This is a genomic window from Xanthobacter autotrophicus, assembly GCF_005871085.1.
GTDB classification, from domain to species: Bacteria; Pseudomonadota; Alphaproteobacteria; order Rhizobiales; family Xanthobacteraceae; genus Xanthobacter; species Xanthobacter autotrophicus.
In genome coordinates this window covers 43,837-63,731 of sequence record NZ_VAUP01000022.1, presented here as the reverse complement: position 1 = coordinate 63,731, position 19,895 = coordinate 43,837, and the positions used below count along the sequence as shown (strand labels likewise).

Genomic DNA, 19,895 nt, shown 5'->3' with positions numbered 1-19,895 from the left:
GGTCCATCCATCGATGCTTTCTTTCGCGCGTGGGCTGTTCGCCCCGCTGACGTTTCCAGCGTTTCCGGAGCTGCCGTGATGGCGACCCATATCGACCTGAAACCCGCCGCCCCCTGGCGTGAGCTGACCACCTCCCGCGACGACTGGAATGCGGCCGATCCGGCCCTGCTCGGCACCATGCTCACCTCCATGGTGCTGATCCGTGCTTTCGAGGAGAAGGTTCTGGAGTTGGCCGGGCAGGGGCTGGTGCACGGCCCCGCCCATTCGGCCATCGGCCAGGAAGGCGGCGCCACCGGCTCGGCCGTGATGATGCGCGCCTCCGACCAGGTGAATGGCTCCCACCGGGCGCACCACCAGTTCCTCGCCAAGTCGCTGGCCTATGTGGCGCCGGATGGCCTGTCCCCCACCGCCGCCATCGGCGGGGACGTGCGCGACCTGTCCAAGAAGACCATGGCGGAAATCCTCGGCCTCGCCCAGGGCTTCTGCAAGGGGCGTGGCGGCTCCATGCACCTGCGCTGGGGCGATGCCGGCAATCTCGGCACCAATGCCATCGTTGGCGGCGGCGTGCCGCTGGCGGCGGGGGCGGCCTTCGCCCACAAGCGCGCCGGCACGGGCGATGCGGTCTTCACCTATTTCGGCGACGGCGCCACCAATATCGGCTCGGTGCTGGAGACCATGAATCTGGCGGCGGCCTGGAAGCTGCCCCTGTGCTTCTTCATCGAGAACAACCGCTACGCCGTCTCCACCCATGTGGAGGAGGCCACCGCCGAGACCCGCCTGTCCGCGCGCGGACTGGGCTTTGCCATCCCTTCCTGGAAGGTGGACGGCATGGACCCGCTGGCGGTGGCGCTGGCCAGCGCCGAGGCCCTGGAGGTGATGCGCTCGGGTGGCGGCCCCACCGTCATCGAGGCGGATGTCTACCGCTTCTTCCACCAGAACGGACCCTTGCCCGGCAGCGCCTTCGGCTATCGCACCCGCGAGGAAGAGCAGGAGTGGCGCCGGCGCGATCCCATCGATCTTCTGGCCCGCGAGATGGCCCTGCGCCAGCTCATCGGTGATGAGGAAGTTGCCGCCCTGCGCGCCCGCGCCAAGGCGCTCATGGAGGATGTGGCCGGGGAACTGGTGGAGCAGGTGGACGGCAAGCGCCGCATCATCCCCGCTTTGTGGCCGTCGCCCGATTTCCGCGATTTCGGCGTGCGCGGCGACCTCTCCGAACTCGATGGCGTGCGCACCGCGGAACTGGAGACCTTCACCGGCCGCATCGAGTCGCAGGCCCGCTTCGTGGACGTGGTGGCGGACGTGATGCACCGGCGCATGGGTGAGGACGACCGCATCGTGGTGATGGGCGAGGACGTGCATCGCCTCAAGGGTGGCACCAATGGCGCAACGCGCGGCCTGAAGGAAGCCTTCGGCGACCGCGTGCTCGGCACCCCCATCAGCGAAAATGCCTTCGCGGGCCTCGCCGGCGGCATCGCCATGGACGGGCGCTATGTGCCGGTGATCGAGTTCATGTATCCGGACTTCATGTGGGTCGCCGCCGACCAGGTGTTCAACCAGATCGGCAAGGCGCGGCACATGTTCGGCGGCGACATGGCGGTACCGCTGGTGCTGCGCACCAAGGTGGCCATGGGCACGGGCTATGGCTCGCAGCATTCCATGGACCCGGCCGGCATCTTCGCCACCGCCGTGGGCTGGCGCATCGTCGCCCCCTCCACGCCGTTCGATTATGTGGGCCTCATGAACAGCGCGCTGGCCTGCCAGGACCCGGTGCTCGTGCTGGAGCATGTGGACCTCTACAACGCCAAGGGCCCGGCGCCGGTCGATGACCTCGACTATTTCATTCCCCTCGGCAAGGCGAAGGTGGTGCGCCCCGGCTCGGCCATGACCATCCTGACCTATCTGTCCATGGTGAAATCGACCCTGGAGGAGGTGGAGCGCCTGGGCGTGGATGCGGAGGTCATCGACCTGCGCAGCCTCGACCGCGCCGGCCTCGACTGGGAGACCATTGAGACCTCCATCGCCAAGACCGGCAATGTGCTGGTGGTGGAGCAGGGCTCGGTGGGCACCTCCTATGGAGGGTTCCTTGCCGCCGAGATCCAGTCCCGCTGCTTCGATGCGCTCGACCAGCCTGTCCAGCGCGTCCATGGCGGGGAGGCGTCGCCCTCCATCTCCAAGGTGCTGGAAGCCGCCGCCTGCGCCGGTCCCAAGGACATCGAGGCCGGCATCCGTCGCGTCATGGCCGAGCAGGGCCTCGCCCTCGCCTGATCAGGAGCCCCACATGCCCAAGGAAATCCTGATGCCTGCCCTCGCCGCCGGAATGGAGGAGGGTCACCTCGTCCGCTGGCTGAAGACCGAAGGCGAAGCGGTGAAGCGCGGCGACCTGCTCGCCGAGATCGAGACCGACAAGGCCGTCATGGAGATGGAGGCGGAGGACGAAGGCCGCCTCGGCCCCATCCTGATCGGGGACGGTTCGCGCGGCGTGGCTGTGGGCACCCTCATCGCCTCCATCCTCGCGGAAGGGGAAACGGCGCCCGCGCGGGTCGCCTCCGTCGCCTCTGTCGCCTCCGCGCCGGCCGTGGCGGCACCTGCGGCGGTTGCTGTTCCTTCGTCTGCGCCCTCGACACCAGCGCCCTCGACACCTGCGCCCTCCGCACGGGCGCCCGTCGCGTCGGTTGCACCGGCCCCAAGCCTTGCGGCGCGGGCGCCGTCCATTGCCGCCCTTGTCGCCGCGCGCAAGGTCGTTGCCTCGCCCCTCGCGAGGCGCCTCGCGGACGATTTCGGCGTCGATCTCAGCACGCTCACCGGCTCAGGTCCCAGGGGCCGCATCGTGCGGATCGACGTGGAGAAGGCCCGCCACCAGCCGGTTGCGCCCGTCGCACCGCGTCTTTCCCCTGCCGCACCACGTCTTGGCACCGGGTCGGGTCAGGGGGGGCTCAACCACGCATGGCTGCGCCAAGGGGAGGGTCGGCCGCTGGTGCTGGTCCATGGCTTCGGTTCGGAGCTGAACGGCTGGCGTCCCTTCCTCGCCGGCGGGGCGGTATCGCGGCCGGTGCTCGGCATCGACCTGCCGGGCCATGGCGGATCGGCCGGCCACGGCGCTGCCCGCTTCGAGGCGCTGGTGGCGGCGGTGGGCGAGACCCTGCAGGGCCTCGGCCTGTTCGACTTCGATCTCGTCGCCCATTCCCTTGGCGCGGCGGTGGCGGTGGCGCTCGCGGCTGAAGGCTATCCCGACGTGCGCTCGCTCTTCCTGCTGGCGCCGGCGGGCCTTGGGCCCGATATCAACGGCGCCTTCGTGTCCGGCCTTGCCCGCGCCCGTACCGCCGAGAGCCTTGCGCCCTGGCTGGGCGAACTGGTTGCCGATCCCGCAGTGCTGACCCCGGCATTCGTGCGCGCCAGTGCCGCGGCTCGCGCCGACGACGCGCTGGTCGCCGCCCAGCAGCGCCTTGCCGGCGCCCTGTTCCCGGACGGCACACAGGCCTTCAGCGTGCGGACGGAACTGGAGCAGTTGCGCATCCCGGTCACCGTCGTCGCCGGCACCGAGGACAAGATCATCCCGCCGGGCCATGTGCGGCGGCTGCCGGGCATGGTGGGCCTGCACCTGTTCGCGGGCGTCGGCCACATGCCGCAGATGGAGATCCGCGACGAGGTCTGGCGCCTTCTGGAGCGCCATCTGCGCGCTGCGGGGTGATCCGCCGCAAAGAGTGAAGAAAAATCGGGTGAAGCCAAGTAAAACGACGTCCCAGGGAGGACTTTTCATGACCATCCGTACACGTTTCCTCGCGCCCATCGCCGCCATGCTTCTGGCCTCCACGGCTGTCGCCAGCGCCGAGCCGCTGAAGGTCGCGGTGATCGAGACGCTTTCTGGTCCGCAGGCCTCCACCGGCCTGCTGTTCAAGACCGCCGCGAAATACGGCATCGACAAGCTCAATGCCGGCGGCGGTTATGGCGGCGAGCCCATCGCGCTTTTGGAATATGACAACCAAGGCGGCCCGGTGGGCGCGGCCGACAAGGTGAAGGCGGCCATCGCCGACGGCGCCCGCTTCATCGTGCAGGGCTCGTCCTCCGCCGTGTCGGGCCAGATCACCGAGGACGTGCGCAAGCACAATCTGCGCAATCCCGGCAAGGAAGTGATCTTCCTCAACGTGGGCGGCGAGGCGCTGGAGCTGACCGGCGCCAAGTGCCACTTCTACCACTTCCGCTTCAATCCCAACGCGCAGGTGCGGGTGAAGCCCATGGTGCTGGCCATGAAGGATGCAGGCATCCTCGGCACCCGCGTCTATTCCATGAACCAGAACTACAGCTGGGGCATCGACATGGAGGGCGCCATCGTCGCCAACGCGCCGCTGGGCGGCTACACGGTGGTGGAAAAGACCCTCCACGACGTGAACAAGATCCAGGACTTCTCGCCCTACGTCGCCAAGATCTCCGCGGCCAACGCCGAGACGGTGATCACCGGCAACTGGTCCAACGACCTGCTGCTGCTCATGAAGGCGGCCCACGGCGCGGGCCTGAAGACCCGCTTCGCCACCGCCTTCCTTGACCAGCCGGGCAACATCGCCAATGCCGGCGACGTTGCCCTTGGCAATGTGGTCTCCCACCCCTTCAACGCCGAGGCGAGCGAGGCCACCGCCGCCTTCGCCGAGGAGTACAAGGGAAAGACCGGCCACTATCCGGTCTATATCGAGCCGCAGACCGCCTTCGGCATGGCCATGGTGGGCGAGGCGCTGAAAAGCGTGCCGCCGGCCAAGGACGGCAGCGTCGACATCAATGCCGTCGCCAAGGTCCTCGAGAACGTCAAGGTCAAGACGCCCATGGGCGAGGCCAGCATGCGCGCGGCCGACCACCAGGCGCAGATTCCCATGGCGGTCTCCATCGTGGCGGAAGATGCCAAGTTCAAGGTGGACGGCACCAATCTCGGCTTCAAGCCCATGAAGCTCTTCACCGCCGCCGAGGCCTCCTCTCCGGTGCAGGAGAGCTGCAAGATGACGCGGCCCAACTGAGCCTTTGCGCCTCGCGATCCGTCATGGCCGGGGTATGCCCGGCCATGGCGATTTTTATGAAACCGCGATCCGCCGTCCAGCCGAACACCTCTGCCTGACGCGAGAGGACATTTGATGGAACATCTCTTTGTCGCCGTCCTGAACGGCACGATCTACGGATTGTTGCTGTTCATGGTCTCGGCGGGACTGACCCTCATCTTCGGCATGATGGGCGTCCTCAATTTCGCGCATGCCTCGTTCTACATGCTGGGGGCCTATGTGGCCTATGCGCTGTCGGGCGTGCTCGGCTTCGCGCTGGCGGTGATCGTGGCGCCCATCGTGGTCGGCGCCGTGGGGGTGGTCGTGGAGCGCTATTTCCTGCGCCGGGTCCACCGCTTCGGCCATGCCCACGAACTGCTGCTCACCTTCGGCCTGTCCTTCATCATCGCGGAGCTGATCAAGCTGTTCTTCGGTAATTTCCCGGTGGACTACCGGGTGCCGGCGGCCCTGAGCTTTGCCGCCTTCCGCATCGGCGGCACTGATTATCCCGTCTACCGGCTCATCATGGGGGCGGTGGCGGTGGCCATGTTCGGCGTCATCTATGCGCTGCTCACCACCACGCGGGTGGGCATCGTGGTGCGCTCGGCCATCTTCCGGCCGCGCATGGCGGAGGCGCTGGGCCACAACGTGCCTCTGGTCTTCATGGGCGTGTTCGGGGTCGGCGCGGCGCTTGCGGGCCTCGCCGGCGCGCTGGCGGGGGCCTTCTACACCACCAACCCCAATATGGCGCTGGAGCTGGGCGTGCTGGTGTTCGTGGTGGTGGTCATCGGCGGTCTCGGTTCGCTGGAAGGGGCCATGGTCGCCTCCCTGCTCATCGGGGTGGTCACCTCGCTGGCGGTCGGCATCGACGCGAGCTTTGCCGACCTGCTCGGCGTCGTCGGCCTGGGCGACTGGGCCCGGGCGGTGGGCGGCCCGCTGACGCTGCAAGTGTCGAGCCTGGCCGCAACCATTCCCTTCGCGCTGATGCTGCTGGTGCTGCTGGTGCGTCCCTCGGGCCTGTTCGGCGACAAGAGCTAAACCATGCGCACCAAGGTCATCCTCCTCGCCCTTGCCGTCGCGGCGCTGGTCGCCGCCCCGGCCTTCCTCTCCCCCGGCCTCGTCAACGCGTCGATCCAGATGCTGATCGCGGCCCTGTTCGCCTCCGCCTTCAGCCTGCTGTGCGGGCAGGCGGGGATGCTCTCCTTCGGCCATTCGGCCTATTTCGGCATCGGCGCCTTCGCCACCATCCATGCCATGAACGCCTTCAACGGGGCAGGGCTCCTGCCCACCCCGCTGCTCCCGCTGGTGGGCGGCTTGCTGGGCCTCGTCAGCGGCATCGCCGCCGGCTGGTTCGCCACCAAGCGCACCGGCGTCTATTTCTCCATGATCACGCTGGCGCTGGCCGAGCTGCTGCACGCTTTGGCTCCGCACCTGAAGGAAATCTTCGGCGGCGAGGCGGGCGTTTCCGCCATGCGCATGCCGGCCTGGGGTTTCAGTTTCGGGAGCAATGTAGAGGTCTATTACCTCACCCTCGGCTGGGTGCTGCTGTGCCTGCTGCTGCTCTATCTCTACACCCTGACGCCGGTAGGCCGGCTGACCCTCGGCCTGCGCGAGAACACCCACCGCCTGCGCTTCCTCGGCTACAACGTCCATCGCCTCAGCGTGCTGGTGTTCGCGATTTCGGCCATGTTCTCGGGCGTGGCGGGCGGGCTGCAGGCCCTCAACATCGAGGCGGCGAACTATGTCGTGCTCGACATGCAGCTCTCCGCTTCCGTGGTGCTCAATAGCTATATCGGCGGCGTGAAGGTGTTCCTGGGCCCGGCCATCGGCGCGGCGCTCATGTCCTTCTTCGGCTATGCGGTGTCGGACCTCACCCGCTCGTGGCTGCTCTATCAGGGCGTGCTGTTCGTGCTGGTGATGATGTTCCTGCCCGACGGCCTGGTGGGCGAGTTTGCCAAACGGATCCGCGAAGGGCGCTTCGGCCTCGGCTGGGAGCGGCTTTCCGCGGGGTTGCTGTTCGCGGTGGCGCTGGTGCTCGCCATCGTCGGCTTCGTGTGCATGGTGGAACTGGCGCAGCGCTTCTTCTCCACCGACTACCGTTCCATGATCGTCGGCACCCCATGGCCGCCGGTCACCCTGTTCGGGCGCGAATGGCTGCCTTTCTCGCCCGTCACCTGGGGCCTGCCCCTGGGCTTGATGGCTGTAGGCCTCGGCCTCCTGAACTTCGCGTCGCATCGTCTGGATCCTGAGCGCGGAGGCGTTTCATGAGCACGCCCGTCCTGTCCCTCCATGGGGTCCGCAAGTCCTTCGGACCCATCGAGATCATCCGCGGCATCGAGCTCGACGTGGTGCCCGGCGAGCGCCATGCGGTGATCGGGCCGAACGGGGCGGGCAAGTCCACCCTGTTCCATCTCATCTCCGGCCAGCTGACGCCCACGGCCGGCGACATCCTGCTGGATGGTCTGCCCATCGGCGGCATGGCGCCACATCTGGTGAACCGGCAGGGGCTGGCGCGCTCCTTCCAGATCACCAACATCTTCCCCGGCCTCTCGGTATTCGAGAATCTGCGGCTGGCGGTTATGCGGCGCTTCGGCCTCGATTTCGTGTTCTGGCGAAGGGCCTCCCGCCTCAAGGCGGTGACCCATCTGGCGGACGAACTGCTGGCCCAGGTGCGGCTGGAGAAGCGGGCGAGCGTGCTGGCCAGCGAACTGTCCTATTCCGAGCAGCGCTCGCTGGAGATCGGCATGACGCTGGCGAGCGATCCCAAGGTGATCCTGCTGGACGAGCCCATGGCGGGCATGTCCCACGAGGAGACGGAATACACGGTGGGCCTCATCCGTGACATCACCAGGGGGCGCACCCTGCTCATCGTGGAGCACGACATGGACGTGGTGTTCTCTCTCTCCGACCGCATCAGCGTGCTGGTCTACGGGCAGATCATCGCTACCGGAACGCCAGCCGAGATCCGCGGCAACCTCGCGGTGCGCGAAGCCTATCTCGGCGAGGAGGCCAGCTGATGCGCGACACGCCGCTTCTCACCGTCGACGGCCTCCACGCCCATTACGGCAAGAGCCACATCCTGCACGGCGTCACCTTCCAGGTGGGGCAGGGGGAGGTGGTGAGCCTGCTGGGTCGCAACGGCTCGGGCCGATCCACGACTCTGAAGGCCATCATGGGCCTGGTGCCGCCCACCGGCGGGCATATCGTGCTGCGCGGCAAGGAGCTCACCGGCGCCCGTGCCTTCACCATCTGCCGGTCCGGCATCGCCTATGTGCCGGAGGAACGCGAGGTCTTCCTCAACCTCACGGTGGACGAAAACCTGCGGATGGGCGAGCAGAAGGGCGCGGAGGGCGCCGCGCGCTGGACCATCGAGCAGATGTTCGATTATTTCCCCCGCCTCAAGGAGCGGCGCAACACCCGCGCCGGCAGCCTCTCCGGTGGCGAGCAGCAGATGCTCACCATGTGTCGCTCGCTGCTGGGCAATCCGCTGGTCATCCTCATCGACGAGCCCACCGAGGGACTGGCGCCGAAGATCGTGACCGTGGTGGGCGAAGCCATCGCCGACATCAACCGGCGCGGGGTGTCGGTGCTGCTGGTGGAGCAGAAGCTCACCATCGCCCTCAAGGTCTCGCACCGGGTGTGCGTCATGGGCCATGGTCGCATCGTGTTCGAGGGCGCCCCCGAGGCGCTCACCTCGAACGCGCGGCTGATGGAGGAGTGGCTCGCGGTCTGACGGTTCGCCGAAGGCGGCCCGCACCGGACGGCCGCCACCGTCGCCTTGCGGCTGGGCGCGGAACGGCCTTGCCCTGTCCGGTGTGGATCTCCTCCACCTGGATCACGAGCTTGAGCAGCTTGACCAGTGGAGTTTCCTGGATCCGCCGGTTGAATGACGGGGAGGGGGCCGGCGACTACTTCTTCACCAGCGGGCACTCGCTCTCGGAGAGGGGGCGGAAGGCCTCTTCCGCGGGGATGGTGGCGCGCAGTTTGTAGTAGTCCCACGGCGCCTTGGACTCGGACGGCTTCTTCACCTCGAAGAGATACATGTTGTGGATCTTGCGCCCATCCTCGCGGATCAAGCCGTCGCCGAACAGGACATCCTTGATGGGCGCCGACTTCATCTTGTCCACGACCGCCTTGCCGTCCTGGCTTGAGCCGAGTTCGGCCACCGCCTTGAGGTAGGCGAGGGTCGCCGAATAGACACCGGCCTGAGCCATGGAGGGCTTGGTGCCGCGCATCTTGTCGGCGAAGCGCGCAGAGAAGGCCCGCGTACCGTCGTTGAAATCCCAGTAGAAGGGCGCCGTCAGGATCAGGCCCTGCGCCGTCGGCAAGCCCATGGAATGCACATCGGTGATGTAGATGAGCAGGCCGGCAATGTTCTGGCCGCCCGAGACGATGCCGAATTCCGCCGCCTGCTTGATGGAATTGGTGGTGTCGGCCCCCGAATTGGCAAGGCCGACGATTTTCGCCTTGGAGCTCTGCGCCTGCAGCAGGAAGGAAGAGAAATCGGCCGTGTCCAGGGGCACCCGAACCCGGCCGATCACCTTGCCGCCGTACTCCTCCACCACCGCGGCAGTGTCGCGCTCCAGGGCCTGGCCGAAGGAATAGTCGGCGGTGAGGAAGAACCAGGTGTCGCCCCCGGTCTTCACGATGGCCTGGCCGGTTCCATGGGCGAACGCCCAGGTGTCGGAGGTCCAGTGTACCGTATTGGGAGAGCACGCCTTGCCGGTGAGGTCTGAGGTTGCCGACCCCGAGGCCAGAATGACCTTATTCTTGTCGCGGGTGATCTCGTTCACCGCGAGGGCGGCGGCGGAATTGGTGAGGTCGGTGATCATGTCGACGCCGTCCACGTCGTACCACTGGCGGGCGACGCTGGCGGCGATGTCGGCCTTGTTCTGGTGGTCCGCCGAGAGCACCTCGATGGTCCAGCCCTTCTGGCTGAGGCCGGAATCCTCGACTGCCATCTGAGCCGCCACCACCGATCCGATGCCGCCCAGGTCGGAGTAGGGGCCCGACTGGTCGTTGAGAACCCCGATCTTGACGGTTTTCGGCGCCTGGGCGGATGCGGCGATGGTCGTCGCCAGCAGCGCGACGAGGCCGATGATCATGCCATGTCTCATTGTGTCCCCCCCCAATTCTATTCTGCCACGTTTCCTCGAGCCGTTTCCTGGCGCGTGCTCTGGCCCGGTTTCGGGCCGGCCCGGCGCTTTGCGCGCTCAGTCCTGATGGGCGTTTCAGCCCTGCCTGAGAAAATCGATGACCCCAGCTTAGTCGGTACAGCGTCCGCGATTCGGCGAAGCGGGCAAAGATGGGTGGTCAGCGCATAGCATTGCCCCGACGAGGTGGAGGTCGCGTCATACAACTCCTGGTGGGAGATGCCGAGGGCTACGCCGAGATTGAAGGCCTCGCTGACCGCGATCATGGAGATGCCGAGGATCATGGTGTTGCAGATCTTCGCGGCCACGCCGGCACGGTGCGGGTCGGCGCGCCGGACGCGTTCGGAGCCTGCTTCCTGGCTCCGCGCCTGATACGGCTGCTCGACCAGCAGCCGGGGCTGACGGTGCAACTGGTGGCGACGCCGCGCTCGTTCAACGTCACCAAGCGCGAAGCCGACATCGCCATCTCGCTGACCATGCCGGAGCGCGGGCGGATTTCATCACGCACGAAGTCGCGCGCGAAACCCAGACGCTGATGCAGCCGTCGCCGCTGAACCTGCCGTGACGCTGCCGAAAGGGTAACGGGGGCAGAGCACGCGGCCGGAGGCCCGGCTCACGACCCCCGCTCAGGATTTGGTTTCAACGATCTTGCGGAGCGCGTCGTTGATGCGGTCCTGCCAGCCGGGGCCACCCTCCTGGAAGTGCTCCAGCACCTCGCGGTCGATGCGCAGCGTGACCATTTCCCGCCCCCCGGGAACCACCGGGGCCTTCGGGGGCGCCTCGACGGGCTTGGTGGTGGCCGATTTGAACGCCGCCTCGGCGGTGTCCCGCACCGAGCTTCCGGTTCGGCGAAATGGCGGTCGAGACATGGATTGTTCCCCTCACTCGTCTTGTGCGTCGGCGGCCGTATGCTCGCGCCTTCCCGCCGCAGGTTGGCCGATTCGGCCAGTCCGTGACCCTGCCATGGGCGAGGCCTGCTATAAAGGCACGGCGGCGAAGGTCAGCGTGGCAGCGAGCAGGACAGCGATCGCGAGCAACGCGAAGGCGGCGACCGGCCAGCGGCGCAGCACGGCGTCGGCCGCCACGGCCCCGCCCATGATCGCCCGGCTTGCGGTGCCCAGAAAGCCGAGGGCGTTGAGGATGTCGCCGGCCGGCACCTCCGGTACGCGCGGCGCTCTCCAGGCCAGGAGTGCCGCGAGCCCGAGGCCGAGCGCCACCGGCCATAGCCCCTTCTGGAGCGCCGATGGCGCGAAGGCCACTGCAGCCGGCAGGCCGGTCACCGCCTCGAACAGCAGGAAAGGCAACACCAGTGCCAGCCCGGCGAGAATGAGCGCGGGCACCGCGAGGCCGCGCGGCGGCGTCCCCTCCGTGCCGCTGCGGGCCACCAGCAGGGCATAACGCGCCATCAGAAGGGTGCTGCCGGCGGCGGATAGGGTGAGCAGAACCCCGGACATCCCCTCGGGCACGATGAGCTTGATGGCGTATTTCGCCATGGCGCCGCCGGTCAGCGGAAGGCCGGCGAGGCTCAGGCCTAGCAGCCCGGCGACCGCCGCGGCCGCTAAGGCGCGGCGGGGCGAGGAGGCCATGGCCACGCCCACCATGAGGAACATGGCGCCCTTCAGCAGCATATGGTTCGCCGCATAGAAGGCGGCGATGGTGAAGGTGCCGGCCGTCCCGTTCAGGATCCCGGCTCCGATCACTGCCGCTACCACGCCCATCTGGCTCACTGTGGAATAGGCGAGGGCGCGCTTGGGATGGGTCTGGGTGAGGCCCACGGCGACCCCGTAATAGGCCGTGAACAGGCCGGCACCGCACAGCACCGCGCCCCAGCCGGGTAAAGGCACGCCCTCGGGCAGGAAGCGCAGAAGGCCGATGACACCGGCCTTCACCACCACCCCGGAGAGCACCGCCGAGCCGGGCACCGGCGCCACGGAATGGGCCAGCGGCATCCACACATGCAGGGGGAAGAGGCCCATCTTCAGGATGAAGCCGAGGAGGATCAGCACGAGTATGGGGGTCTTCCACGGCGAGGTGGGCAGCAGGGCCACCGCATCGCGGATCTGCGGGTTGGCGTCGGTTGCGCCGGAGGCGAGCATGACGAAGGCGGCGATGAGCAGCGCCTCGCCCAGCACCGTCAGGGCGAGATAGAGCGAACCGGCGCGCCGGGCCTGAGGGGTATCGTCATGGGCGGCGAGGCCGTAGGCGGAAAAGCTCACCAGCGCATAGGCGAGATAGAAGCTCGCCACGTCCGCCACCAGGAACACGGCGAAAGATCCCGCCATGGTGAGCAGCCACCAGACCATGAAGGCCGGCCGCGCCGGGTCCTGGCGCAGATAGGCCATGGCATAGGCGCCGGCGGTCATCCACAGGAGCGAGGCCCCGCCGAGCAGCAGCGCGCCCGGGGCGTCGAGGGCGAGGGTGAAGCGGAAGGGATAGGGCGCCACCAGCACCGAAAGTCCCCGCGGCACCGCCAGGGCGGCGATCAACGCCGGAAGCGGGACAAGCGCGAGCACATGGGGCAGGGCGCGGCGCACCGCCGGCACCAATGCGGCGAAGGCCAACGCCAGCGGCAGCGCGATCGCCACCACCATCAGCGCCTCGGAGAGGATGGGCATGGCGGGTTCGAGGGCGGAGAGATCGAGCGGCGGGGCCAGGGTGTCGGCGGTCATGGCAGCACGCTTTCCCAGGTCAGGGGGCGGCCGATCTCCAAGAAGGGCAGGGGCGACAGCGGCATGAAGCCAACCAGCATGGCCCCGAAGGCGAGGGCGAGGGCGATCAGCGCGCGCCAGCGACATTCCCTTACGTCAGGTAGGTCACTATCGGGATGTTGCAGGGCGATCACCACCACGCGCAGCACATAGCCGCCCGCCAGCAGGCCGCCCACGAGCACGACGGTGGCGATCCACCACGAGCCCTGCTGCAGGGCCGAGGTCAGCAGCATCACCTTGGCGACGAAGCCACCGGAAGGCGGCAGCCCCATGAGCGACAGGCCGCCGAGGCCGAAGGCGGCGACGCTCACCGGCGCCAGCCGGCCGACGCCGCCGAGGCCGGACAGCCGGTCGTGCCCCATGGTCTCCGCGATCAGGCCGGCGGCAAGGAACATGGCCGCCTTCGACAAGGCGTGGGAGACGAGATGCAGCGTGCCGCCGGTCCAGGCCAGCGCGCTCCACGGTCCGTCGCTGGACGCCGCGAGGGGGAACATGAGGCACAGGTAGCCGATCTGCGCCGCCGTGGAGTAAGCGATGAGTAGCTTCAGCCGCTCCTGCGCCAGCGCCACCACCCCGCAGAACACGATGGCCGCCGCCCCGCAGACTGCGAAGACCGGGCCGGCGACCTGCGCGAGGGGCAGGGGCGCAAGGTCCGACCACAGCCGCACCAGAAGGAAGAGCGGCGCCTTGATGACCACGGCGGAAAGCACCGCGCTCGCCGCCGGCGGCGCGCCGGAATGGGCCGGTGGCAGCCAGAGATGGAGCGGGAACAGGGCGGCCTTGGCCATCAGCCCCGCGCTCATCAGGGCGAGGGCGGCGGCGGCGGTCCAGCCCCCGGCTCCGTGCGCCATCAGGCCCGCGAGGTGGGCGATGTCCAGCGTGCCGAACAGGCCGTAGATGAGCACCACGCCCAGCAGGTACAGCACCGAGCCGAACAGGGCGAACAACAGATAGGTGAGCGCCGCCGAAAGCTGCCCCGCCTTGCCTTCCAGGCACACCAGCGGCACGGCGGCGAAGGTGAGAAGCTCCAGCGCCACATAGAGGGTGAAGAGGTCCTGCGCCAGGAAGGCGAGGTTGAGGGCGCAGGCCAGCGACAGCAGCAGGATGAAGAAGGTGGACGGCATGCCCGCCGAGCCGCGCGCATTCACCTTGCGTGTCATGTCCCCCGGCCCGGTCATGGCGAACAGGCCGGTGAAGAGCAGCACCAGGGCGGCCATCAGCATCATGGCGGCGGCAAAGCCGTCCGCCCGCAGCCCCACGCCCAGCGGTGGGGCAAAGCCGCCGACCGCATAGCCCAGCGCCCGCCCACCCTGCGCCACCCGCTCGGCGATGCCGGCGGTGATGGCGACATTGACGGCGAGCATCCCCAGCGCGGCGCGCTCGCCGGTGCGCGGCCCGAGCAGGAGGAGCGGGACGAGGCCGAGGAGCGGCGCCGTGATCGCGAGGACGAGAAGGGCGCTCACGTCTCCTTCTCCTTTTCGCCGTCGCGTGCGACCTCGGCATCGACGGCGGAAAGCCGCACCAGCAGGGCCGCGGCGAGGGCGGTGGCGCAGAAGGCCACCACGATGCCGGTGATCACCAACGCCTGCGGCACCGGATCGGCACCGAACCCGGCGCCCGCGCCCCGTCGTGCCACCACGCCAAAAATCAGGAAGACCCCGCCGCCGAGGATGTTGAAGGCGAGGATACGGCCGAGGGCGCCGGGCGCCATCAGCAATCCGTAGACGCCGCAGCCCACGAGGGCCGCTCCGGCGAGACCGAAGAGATGGACGCCGGTCACGAGCGCTCCTCTCCGGCCGGCGGGCCGAGCACGATGAGGCCGAGGGTGACGGCGATGGAGAGGGTGATGGCCACTTCCACGGCGATGATGACCGCTTTCTCCGCCCCCGGCGGATAACCCAGGAACACGCCTGCCGTCGCCCAGCCGGCGAAGCCCACGGCGAGAAATCCGAACGGGCCGGCCAGCAGCATCAGCCGCAGGCCCCGGTTTTGCGTCGCCGGGATGCGGATCTGGTCGCCCATGACTAAAAGGAGGCCCATGGCGGCGAGCACCGCCCCGCTCTGGAACGCCCCGCCGGGATGGTCGGCGCCGGCCCACAGCAGATAGAGCCCCACCAGCACGCCCACGGGCGCCAGCACCCGGGCGAGGAAGGCGGAGGGCGCCGGCGCCGGTTCCAAGGACAGGGGATCCGGCCGCCCCCGGCAGGCTGGATCGCGCGACAGGGCCCAAACGCCCACCAGGGACAACAGCAGCACCACCTTCTCTAGCAGTGTGTCGAGGGCGCGGAAGACGAGCAGCACCCCGGTGACCGGGTTGCCCAGATCGGTGGCGGGCAGGGCGGTGGCCACGTCGGCGGCGCGGGAGGGCGCGGGCTCCGGCAAAGCGAGAACCGCCGCCCCGAGCGCCACCGCTATGGCGATGGAAACCATCGCCGCGAGCGGCCGCAGCAGGGGATTCGGTGCCGGCGCCTTCGGCGTCGCGGGCAGGGCGCGGACGCAGCGCAGCAGCACCACGCCAGAAATGCCGCTGCCGATGGCGATCTCGGTCAGGGCCACGTCCACGGCCGCAAGACGCACCCAGGCCAGGCCCAGCAGCAGCCCGTAGCCGATGAAGGCGATCACTGCCGCCCGCGCGGCGCCGGTGGCCACCACGCCGAGCGCGCCTGCAAGCAGCAGAAGGCAGAGCACGGCATCGAACAGGAGACTCACGGGCGGCTCTCCTCGGGCGGGGCTGCGTCTCCGGCATCCTTCGCTTCCGCCAGCGTCGCTTCGGCCATCACTGCCTCCGCCATGACTTGCGCCACCGCGCCGGAGGCAAGCTGGGCCAGCAGCCAGATCGCCACCATCTTGGCGGCATCCAGCACGCTCGCCGCCTGCGGCAACAGGCCGAGCACGATGAGGGCGAGGCCCACATTGTCGGCCTTGGTGAGGGCGTGGATGCGCGACAGTGTTCCCGGCAGGCGCACGAGGCCGAGGGTTCCGGCGGCGAAGAAGCCGATGCCGGCCGCAACGAACACGAGGGTGAAGGCGCTGGCGAGCAGGCTCATGGCCGGGGCGCCGCCGGGGGCCTCCCCGCCTTCGGGCGCGTCGGGCCGAAGGCAGCGCGATAGGCGCAGGCCGCCAGAGCGGCAAGCAGGGCGAGCAGTAGCGCGGTATCCAGGAGCGAGGAATCGCCCATGGCCGGCGTCAGCAGCAGCAGCACGGCGATCCCCGCTGCACCGAGCAGCTGGACGGCGAGCATGCGATCCAAGTCGTTGCCGGCCCACCAAAGCGAGGCGAGGCCGGCGGCTGCCAAAAGCAGAAGCAGCGTTGCCGCCGCGAAGAGCAGGTCAGCCATGGGGCGGCGCATCCGCCATGGCAAGGAAGGCTGCCGCATCCGCATCCAGTGCCGTTGCCACCGGCGTGGTGATGTCGAGGCAGTGGACCCGCAGGTCAGGTCCTTGTCCGGCCAGGGGCAGCGTGCCGGGCTGGAGGCTGGCGAGCGCCCGAAAGGCATCCCGCGCGAGACCCTGCGGCACGGCGCAGGGCACGGTCAGCACGCCGGGGTTCACCCGGGGCGGACGGGCCGCGACCCGCCATGCCACATCCCAGCCGGCGCGCAACGAGCCGGCGAAGAAACGGGCCGCATAGGCCAGCGTCGCCTTTGGGTTTATGGGGTCCGGGCCTAAGGCCGGCAGCAAATGGAGGCTGAGGGCCGTCGCAAGGGCGGATATGACCAGGCCGGCGGCAAGGTCGATGGCGCCAATGCGCCCGAGCACGATCCATCCGGCGAAGAACGAAAGCCAGCGTGCGGCGCCGTGCGCGCTGAAGAGTTTCCCCATTCCGGCCTTCCCAGCCTGCGTCATCCACCGGGATGCTGCTCTGCAACATGGTTGGCATCATAGCCACCGGCCGCGCCAGACGGAAGGCGCAGGTGACGGTTTGCGCGAGCGGGTCGCAACAGGGCGCGCCCACCCCGGTGTAACGGCAGCTGGAACAAAGCGCGGCTTGCGGAGTCTTATTCGCGCCGTCCGCACGCGGACCAACGGGGGCAAAAATGCGTTTCGCCGTCCAATGCCGCCTCGAATATGAGGTGAAGTCTCCCACCGTGTTCATTCTCAATGTCGAGGCTGCCGCCTTGCGCCGGCAACGCATCATCTCCGAGCGGCTGCAACTGACGCCGGGCTACGCCATCGAGCGGTTCGCCGAGGATGAAGGCGGCAGCCGCTTCCTGCGGGTGATCGCAAATCCCGGTCTCTTCAGCGTGGCCTACGCCGGCGAAGTGGACGTGAACATGATCGAGAAGGAGCCGGCCGGCATCAGCGAGGTGCCGGTGGGCGAGCTGCCGCTGGAGATCCTGCCCTACCTGAACCCCAGCCGCTTCTGCCAGTCCGACCTCTTGGGGCGCTTCGCCCGTCGCGAGTTCGGCGAGCTGGCGCCGGGCCACAACCGGGTGAACGCCATCTGCAGCTGGATCCACGATCACGTGGACTATGTCCGTGGCTCCAGCGACGCCCAGACCTCCGCCTATGACACCATGGTGCTGCGGGCCGGCGTGTGCCGGGACTTCGCGCATCTCGGCATCGCCTTCTGTCGCGCCCTCAATATCCCCGCCCGCTTCGCCAGCGGCTACGCCTGGCAACTGGACCCGCCGGATTTCCATGCGGTGTTCGAGGCCTATCTCGGCGGCGAATGGTATCTGTTCGATGCCACCCGGCAGGCCGCCCTGCAAGGGCTGGTGCGGATCGGCGTCGGCCGCGATGCCGCCGACGCGGCGTTCGCCACCATCTACGGCGACGCGGAATTCAAGGGCATGTCCGTGGGCATCGACGCCGTCAGCCCGGACGCCGAGGAAGAGCCCACGGTCCGCGCCGTCGCCGTCGGCTAGCGCGCGATCTGTCGCACAAGCCGCTCCGCCCGCCGGCGGAGCGGCTTATTGATTCTGGGGCGATGCGGCCAAAGGCGCTCGCGCACATCGAATGTGCCGGGACAGGAAGGGTATCGCAGGAGGGGTCACATTGGATCACACCAAGCTGGCCGTGGTAACAGGGCGTCTGCTCGATTAAGAAGAGCTCCCAAACCCCATCCGATGGCTCCCGTTCGACGCCTGACGACAGTACAAGATAGGCGGAACCAAGCCCGTGCCCTTCATGACGACAAACCCGGCGCTCGCCCGCGCCTTGGCCGAGCGGGACTACAACGACCCGACGCCGGTGCAGCTTGCCGTGCTCGCCCCCGAAGCGTCGGGGCGCGACCTTCTCGTGTCCGCGCAGACCGGCTCGGGCAAGACCGTGGCCTACGGCCTCGCGGTGGCCGACACGCTGCTGGGCACGGACGAGCGCTTCGGACCCGCCACGGCGCCGCAGGCGCTGGTGGTGGCCCCCACCCGGGAACTGGCCCTTCAGGTCCAGCGCGAGTTCGAGTGGCTTTATGCGGCGACAGGCGCGCGCATCGTCTCCTGCGTCGGCGGCATGGACCCGCGCCAGGAACAGCGGGCGCTCAGCCGGGGTGCCCACATGGTGGTCGGCACCCCCGGCCGCCTGCGCGACCATCTGGAGCGGGGCCGGCTCGATATTTCCGCCGTGCGGGTCGTCGTGCTGGACGAAGCCGACGAAATGCTCGACCTCGGCTTTCGCGAGGACCTCCAGTTCATTCTCGACGCTACGCCGCCGGAGCGGCGCAGCCTGCTGTTCTCGGCCACCCTGCCGCGCGGCATCACCATGCTGGCCAAGCGCTACCAGCGCGAGGCGCTGCGCATCGAGGTGGCGAGCGCCGAGGGCGGCCACGCCGACATCGAATACCGCGCCATGCGCGTGGTGCCGAAGGAGATCGAGCACGCCGTCGTCAACGTGCTGCGCTTTTATGATGCGCCGAGCGCCATCGTGTTCTGCAACACCCGCGAGACGGTGCGGCACCTGCACGCGACCCTCCAGGAGCGTCAGTTCTCCGCCGTCGCCCTCTCCGGCGAGCTGAGCCAGAACGAGCGCAATTCTGCGCTCCAGGCCCTGCGCGACGGCCGGGCGCGAGTGTGCGTGGCCACCGATGTGGCGGCGCGCGGCATCGATTTGCCGAGCCTTGGCCTCGTCATTCACGCCGACCTTCCGAATGATGCTGAAAGCCTCCAGCACCGCAGCGGCCGCACCGGCCGGGCCGGTCGCAAGGGCGTCAGCGTGTTGCTGGTGCCGCCGTTCCGCCGCCGCCGCACCGAGGACATGCTGCGGGGCATGGGCCTGACCCCGGCCTGGTCGGGACCGCCCACCGCCGACGAGATCCGCAAGCTCGATCACGAGCGCATGCTGCGCGACCCGCTCCTCACCGACGAGCCGAATGAGGAAGATGCCGCCGTCGCCCGCACGCTGCTGGAGCAGCAGCCGGCCGAGCATCTGGTGGCGGCGCTGGTGCGCCTCTATCGCGCCGGCCTGCCATCGCCCGAGGAGGTCGCCGACCCCGGCGAGCCGCGCGGCCGTGACCGTGCCACCGCGCGGGGGCTCGGCGGACCTGGGGGCGCAGGGGGCGGGGCCTGGTTCCGCCTCAATATCGGGCGCCGCAACAAGGCGGACCCGCGCTGGCTGCTGCCGCTGATCTGCCGCCGCGGGAACGTGACCCGCGACGATATCGGCGCCATCCGCATCTTCGACGAGGAAACCGCCTTCGAGGTCAGCGCCGCCGCCCTCGACCGCTTCAGCACGTCCGCCCGCAAGTCCGATGGCTCGGACGTGATCATCGAGCCGCTGCCCGGTGGCGCGCCGTCGAGCCGTCCCGAACGGCCGGCGCCGCGCTGGAAGGGGCCCCAAGACAAGCAGGGATACGACAAGCAGGGATACGACAAGCAGGGATACGACAAGCCGGGGCAGGACCGGCCGGGCCGGGGCAAGCCGTTCCGCGACAAAGCCGCACCGGCCAAGGGCGGTCATGAGCCGCGCGCCGGGAAGCCCCCGAGCCGAGGCCCTGCGGATCGCGGTCCGAGCGCCTTCGCCGGCAAGCCTCCGGGCAAGAAGCCGCGCCGCTCCTGATCGCCGCTTCCGAGCCGGGAGCGA

The 19,895-nt window shown here is 68.8% G+C and carries 18 protein-coding genes and 2 pseudogenes; 10 read left to right on the top strand and 10 right to left on the bottom strand.

What is annotated here, in order from left to right:
• The first annotated feature begins 78 nt into the window (after nt 1-78).
• The 7 genes from FBQ73_RS09140 (at nt 79) to FBQ73_RS09110 (ending at nt 8,751) form a co-directional block, all read left to right on the top strand.
• On the top strand, nt 79-2,265 hold the full coding sequence (locus FBQ73_RS09140; RefSeq protein ID WP_138399188.1) for an alpha-ketoacid dehydrogenase subunit alpha/beta: 2,187 nt from the start codon (nt 79-81) through the stop codon (nt 2,263-2,265).
• A gap of 13 nt (nt 2,266-2,278) precedes the next feature.
• Nucleotides 2,279-3,688: an acetoin dehydrogenase dihydrolipoyllysine-residue acetyltransferase subunit gene (locus FBQ73_RS09135; RefSeq protein WP_170218821.1), complete on the top strand. Its 1,410-nt coding sequence runs from the start codon at nt 2,279-2,281 to the stop codon at nt 3,686-3,688.
• A gap of 67 nt (nt 3,689-3,755) precedes the next feature.
• Nucleotides 3,756-5,000 (top strand): branched-chain amino acid ABC transporter substrate-binding protein, encoded by a 1,245-nt coding sequence (locus FBQ73_RS09130; protein WP_138399186.1) that lies wholly within the window; start codon nt 3,756-3,758, stop codon nt 4,998-5,000.
• Nucleotides 5,001-5,114: 114 nt separating this feature from the next.
• A complete protein-coding gene (locus FBQ73_RS09125; protein WP_138399185.1) occupies nt 5,115-6,056 on the top strand; it encodes a branched-chain amino acid ABC transporter permease in 942 nt (313 codons plus the stop codon).
• Nucleotides 6,057-6,059: 3 nt separating this feature from the next.
• Nucleotides 6,060-7,286 (top strand): branched-chain amino acid ABC transporter permease, encoded by a 1,227-nt coding sequence (locus FBQ73_RS09120; RefSeq protein WP_138399184.1) that lies wholly within the window; start codon nt 6,060-6,062, stop codon nt 7,284-7,286.
• Nucleotides 7,283-8,035, top strand: coding sequence for an ABC transporter ATP-binding protein (locus tag FBQ73_RS09115; RefSeq protein WP_138399183.1), 753 nt, complete (start codon nt 7,283-7,285; stop codon nt 8,033-8,035). Before FBQ73_RS09120 ends, FBQ73_RS09115 begins: the two co-directional genes overlap by 4 nt.
• Nucleotides 8,035-8,751, top strand: coding sequence for an ABC transporter ATP-binding protein (locus FBQ73_RS09110; RefSeq protein ID WP_138399182.1), 717 nt, complete (start codon nt 8,035-8,037; stop codon nt 8,749-8,751). Before FBQ73_RS09115 ends, FBQ73_RS09110 begins: the two co-directional genes overlap by 1 nt.
• A gap of 175 nt (nt 8,752-8,926) precedes the next feature.
• Here the strand turns inward: FBQ73_RS09110 and FBQ73_RS09105 are convergent, their stop codons facing one another.
• On the bottom strand, nt 8,927-10,135 hold the full coding sequence (locus FBQ73_RS09105; protein WP_138399181.1) for an ABC transporter substrate-binding protein: 1,209 nt from the start codon (nt 10,133-10,135) through the stop codon (nt 8,927-8,929).
• A 149-nt stretch (nt 10,136-10,284) separates the two neighbouring features.
• A pseudogene (locus FBQ73_RS23150) lies at nt 10,285-10,485 on the bottom strand (NAD-binding protein); the annotation flags it as partial.
• Between FBQ73_RS23150 and FBQ73_RS23145 the strand changes: the two are divergent.
• Nucleotides 10,480-10,674 (top strand): annotated as a pseudogene (locus tag FBQ73_RS23145) (LysR substrate-binding domain-containing protein); the annotation flags it as partial. The pseudogenes FBQ73_RS23150 and FBQ73_RS23145 overlap by 6 nt on opposite strands.
• 123 nt (nt 10,675-10,797) lie before the next feature.
• On the opposite strand, the gene FBQ73_RS09090 reads toward FBQ73_RS23145, so the two are convergent.
• From FBQ73_RS09090 to FBQ73_RS09055, 8 genes are all read right to left on the bottom strand, one after another.
• Nucleotides 10,798-11,040 (bottom strand): BrnA antitoxin family protein, encoded by a 243-nt coding sequence (locus tag FBQ73_RS09090; protein ID WP_138399179.1) that lies wholly within the window; start codon nt 11,038-11,040, stop codon nt 10,798-10,800.
• Nucleotides 11,041-11,148: 108 nt separating this feature from the next.
• Nucleotides 11,149-12,840, bottom strand: a complete 1,692-nt coding sequence (locus FBQ73_RS09085) for a complex I subunit 5 family protein (protein ID WP_138399178.1) — start codon at nt 12,838-12,840, stop codon at nt 11,149-11,151.
• On the bottom strand, nt 12,837-14,342 hold the full coding sequence (locus tag FBQ73_RS09080; protein ID WP_138399177.1) for a complex I subunit 5 family protein: 1,506 nt from the start codon (nt 14,340-14,342) through the stop codon (nt 12,837-12,839). The genes FBQ73_RS09085 and FBQ73_RS09080 overlap by 4 nt, the downstream gene beginning before the upstream one ends.
• Nucleotides 14,339-14,659 carry an NADH-quinone oxidoreductase subunit K gene (locus FBQ73_RS09075; RefSeq protein WP_138399176.1) on the bottom strand — a complete coding sequence of 107 codons (321 nt, stop codon included), beginning with the start codon at nt 14,657-14,659 and terminating at the stop codon, nt 14,339-14,341. Before FBQ73_RS09075 ends, FBQ73_RS09080 begins: the two co-directional genes overlap by 4 nt.
• Complete coding sequence (locus FBQ73_RS09070; protein ID WP_138399175.1) at nt 14,656-15,588, bottom strand: hydrogenase subunit MbhD domain-containing protein; 933 nt, start codon at nt 15,586-15,588, stop codon at nt 14,656-14,658. The genes FBQ73_RS09075 and FBQ73_RS09070 overlap by 4 nt, the downstream gene beginning before the upstream one ends.
• Nucleotides 15,585-15,926 (bottom strand): monovalent cation/H(+) antiporter subunit G, encoded by a 342-nt coding sequence (locus FBQ73_RS09065; RefSeq protein WP_138399174.1) that lies wholly within the window; start codon nt 15,924-15,926, stop codon nt 15,585-15,587. The genes FBQ73_RS09070 and FBQ73_RS09065 overlap by 4 nt, the downstream gene beginning before the upstream one ends.
• Nucleotides 15,923-16,216 carry a monovalent cation/H+ antiporter complex subunit F gene (locus tag FBQ73_RS09060; RefSeq protein ID WP_138399173.1) on the bottom strand — a complete coding sequence of 98 codons (294 nt, stop codon included), beginning with the start codon at nt 16,214-16,216 and terminating at the stop codon, nt 15,923-15,925. Before FBQ73_RS09060 ends, FBQ73_RS09065 begins: the two co-directional genes overlap by 4 nt.
• Nucleotides 16,209-16,700: a Na+/H+ antiporter subunit E gene (locus tag FBQ73_RS09055; RefSeq protein ID WP_170218820.1), complete on the bottom strand. Its 492-nt coding sequence runs from the start codon at nt 16,698-16,700 to the stop codon at nt 16,209-16,211. Before FBQ73_RS09055 ends, FBQ73_RS09060 begins: the two co-directional genes overlap by 8 nt.
• A gap of 215 nt (nt 16,701-16,915) precedes the next feature.
• On the opposite strand from FBQ73_RS09055, the gene FBQ73_RS09050 reads away from it, so the two are divergent.
• Together FBQ73_RS09050 and FBQ73_RS09045 are read left to right on the top strand one after the other, a co-directional pair.
• Nucleotides 16,916-17,746 (top strand): transglutaminase-like domain-containing protein, encoded by an 831-nt coding sequence (locus tag FBQ73_RS09050; RefSeq protein ID WP_246089635.1) that lies wholly within the window; start codon nt 16,916-16,918, stop codon nt 17,744-17,746.
• Between the two features lie 262 nt (nt 17,747-18,008).
• The gene (locus tag FBQ73_RS09045; protein WP_138399170.1) at nt 18,009-19,871 is read left to right on the top strand and encodes a DEAD/DEAH box helicase; all 1,863 of its coding nucleotides are present in this window, start codon (nt 18,009-18,011) and stop codon (nt 19,869-19,871) included.
• The last annotated feature ends 24 nt before the right edge of the window (nt 19,872-19,895 follow it).

Bases quoted from the DNA above. Each gene is read 5' to 3' on its own strand.
- FBQ73_RS09105 (WP_138399181.1), bottom strand. From the start codon at position 10,135: ATGAGACATGGCATGATCATCGGCCTCGTCGCGCTGCTGGCGACGACC.
- FBQ73_RS09065 (WP_138399174.1), bottom strand. From the start codon at position 15,926: ATGAGCCTGCTCGCCAGCGCCTTCACCCTCGTGTTCGTTGCGGCCGGC.
- FBQ73_RS09140 (WP_138399188.1), top strand. From the start codon at position 79: ATGGCGACCCATATCGACCTGAAACCCGCCGCCCCCTGGCGTGAGCTG.
- FBQ73_RS09110 (WP_138399182.1), top strand. From the start codon at position 8,035: ATGCGCGACACGCCGCTTCTCACCGTCGACGGCCTCCACGCCCATTAC.
- FBQ73_RS09055 (WP_170218820.1), bottom strand. From the start codon at position 16,700: ATGGGGAAACTCTTCAGCGCGCACGGCGCCGCACGCTGGCTTTCGTTC.
- FBQ73_RS09130 (WP_138399186.1), top strand. From the start codon at position 3,756: ATGACCATCCGTACACGTTTCCTCGCGCCCATCGCCGCCATGCTTCTG.
- FBQ73_RS09125 (WP_138399185.1), top strand. From the start codon at position 5,115: ATGGAACATCTCTTTGTCGCCGTCCTGAACGGCACGATCTACGGATTG.
- FBQ73_RS09045 (WP_138399170.1), top strand. From the start codon at position 18,009: ATGACGACAAACCCGGCGCTCGCCCGCGCCTTGGCCGAGCGGGACTAC.
- FBQ73_RS09135 (WP_170218821.1), top strand. From the start codon at position 2,279: ATGCCCAAGGAAATCCTGATGCCTGCCCTCGCCGCCGGAATGGAGGAG.
- FBQ73_RS09050 (WP_246089635.1), top strand. From the start codon at position 16,916: ATGCGTTTCGCCGTCCAATGCCGCCTCGAATATGAGGTGAAGTCTCCC.
- FBQ73_RS09115 (WP_138399183.1), top strand. From the start codon at position 7,283: ATGAGCACGCCCGTCCTGTCCCTCCATGGGGTCCGCAAGTCCTTCGGA.
- FBQ73_RS09085 (WP_138399178.1), bottom strand. From the start codon at position 12,840: ATGACCGCCGACACCCTGGCCCCGCCGCTCGATCTCTCCGCCCTCGAA.
- FBQ73_RS09120 (WP_138399184.1), top strand. From the start codon at position 6,060: ATGCGCACCAAGGTCATCCTCCTCGCCCTTGCCGTCGCGGCGCTGGTC.
- FBQ73_RS09060 (WP_138399173.1), bottom strand. From the start codon at position 16,216: ATGGCTGACCTGCTCTTCGCGGCGGCAACGCTGCTTCTGCTTTTGGCA.
- FBQ73_RS09090 (WP_138399179.1), bottom strand. From the start codon at position 11,040: ATGTCTCGACCGCCATTTCGCCGAACCGGAAGCTCGGTGCGGGACACC.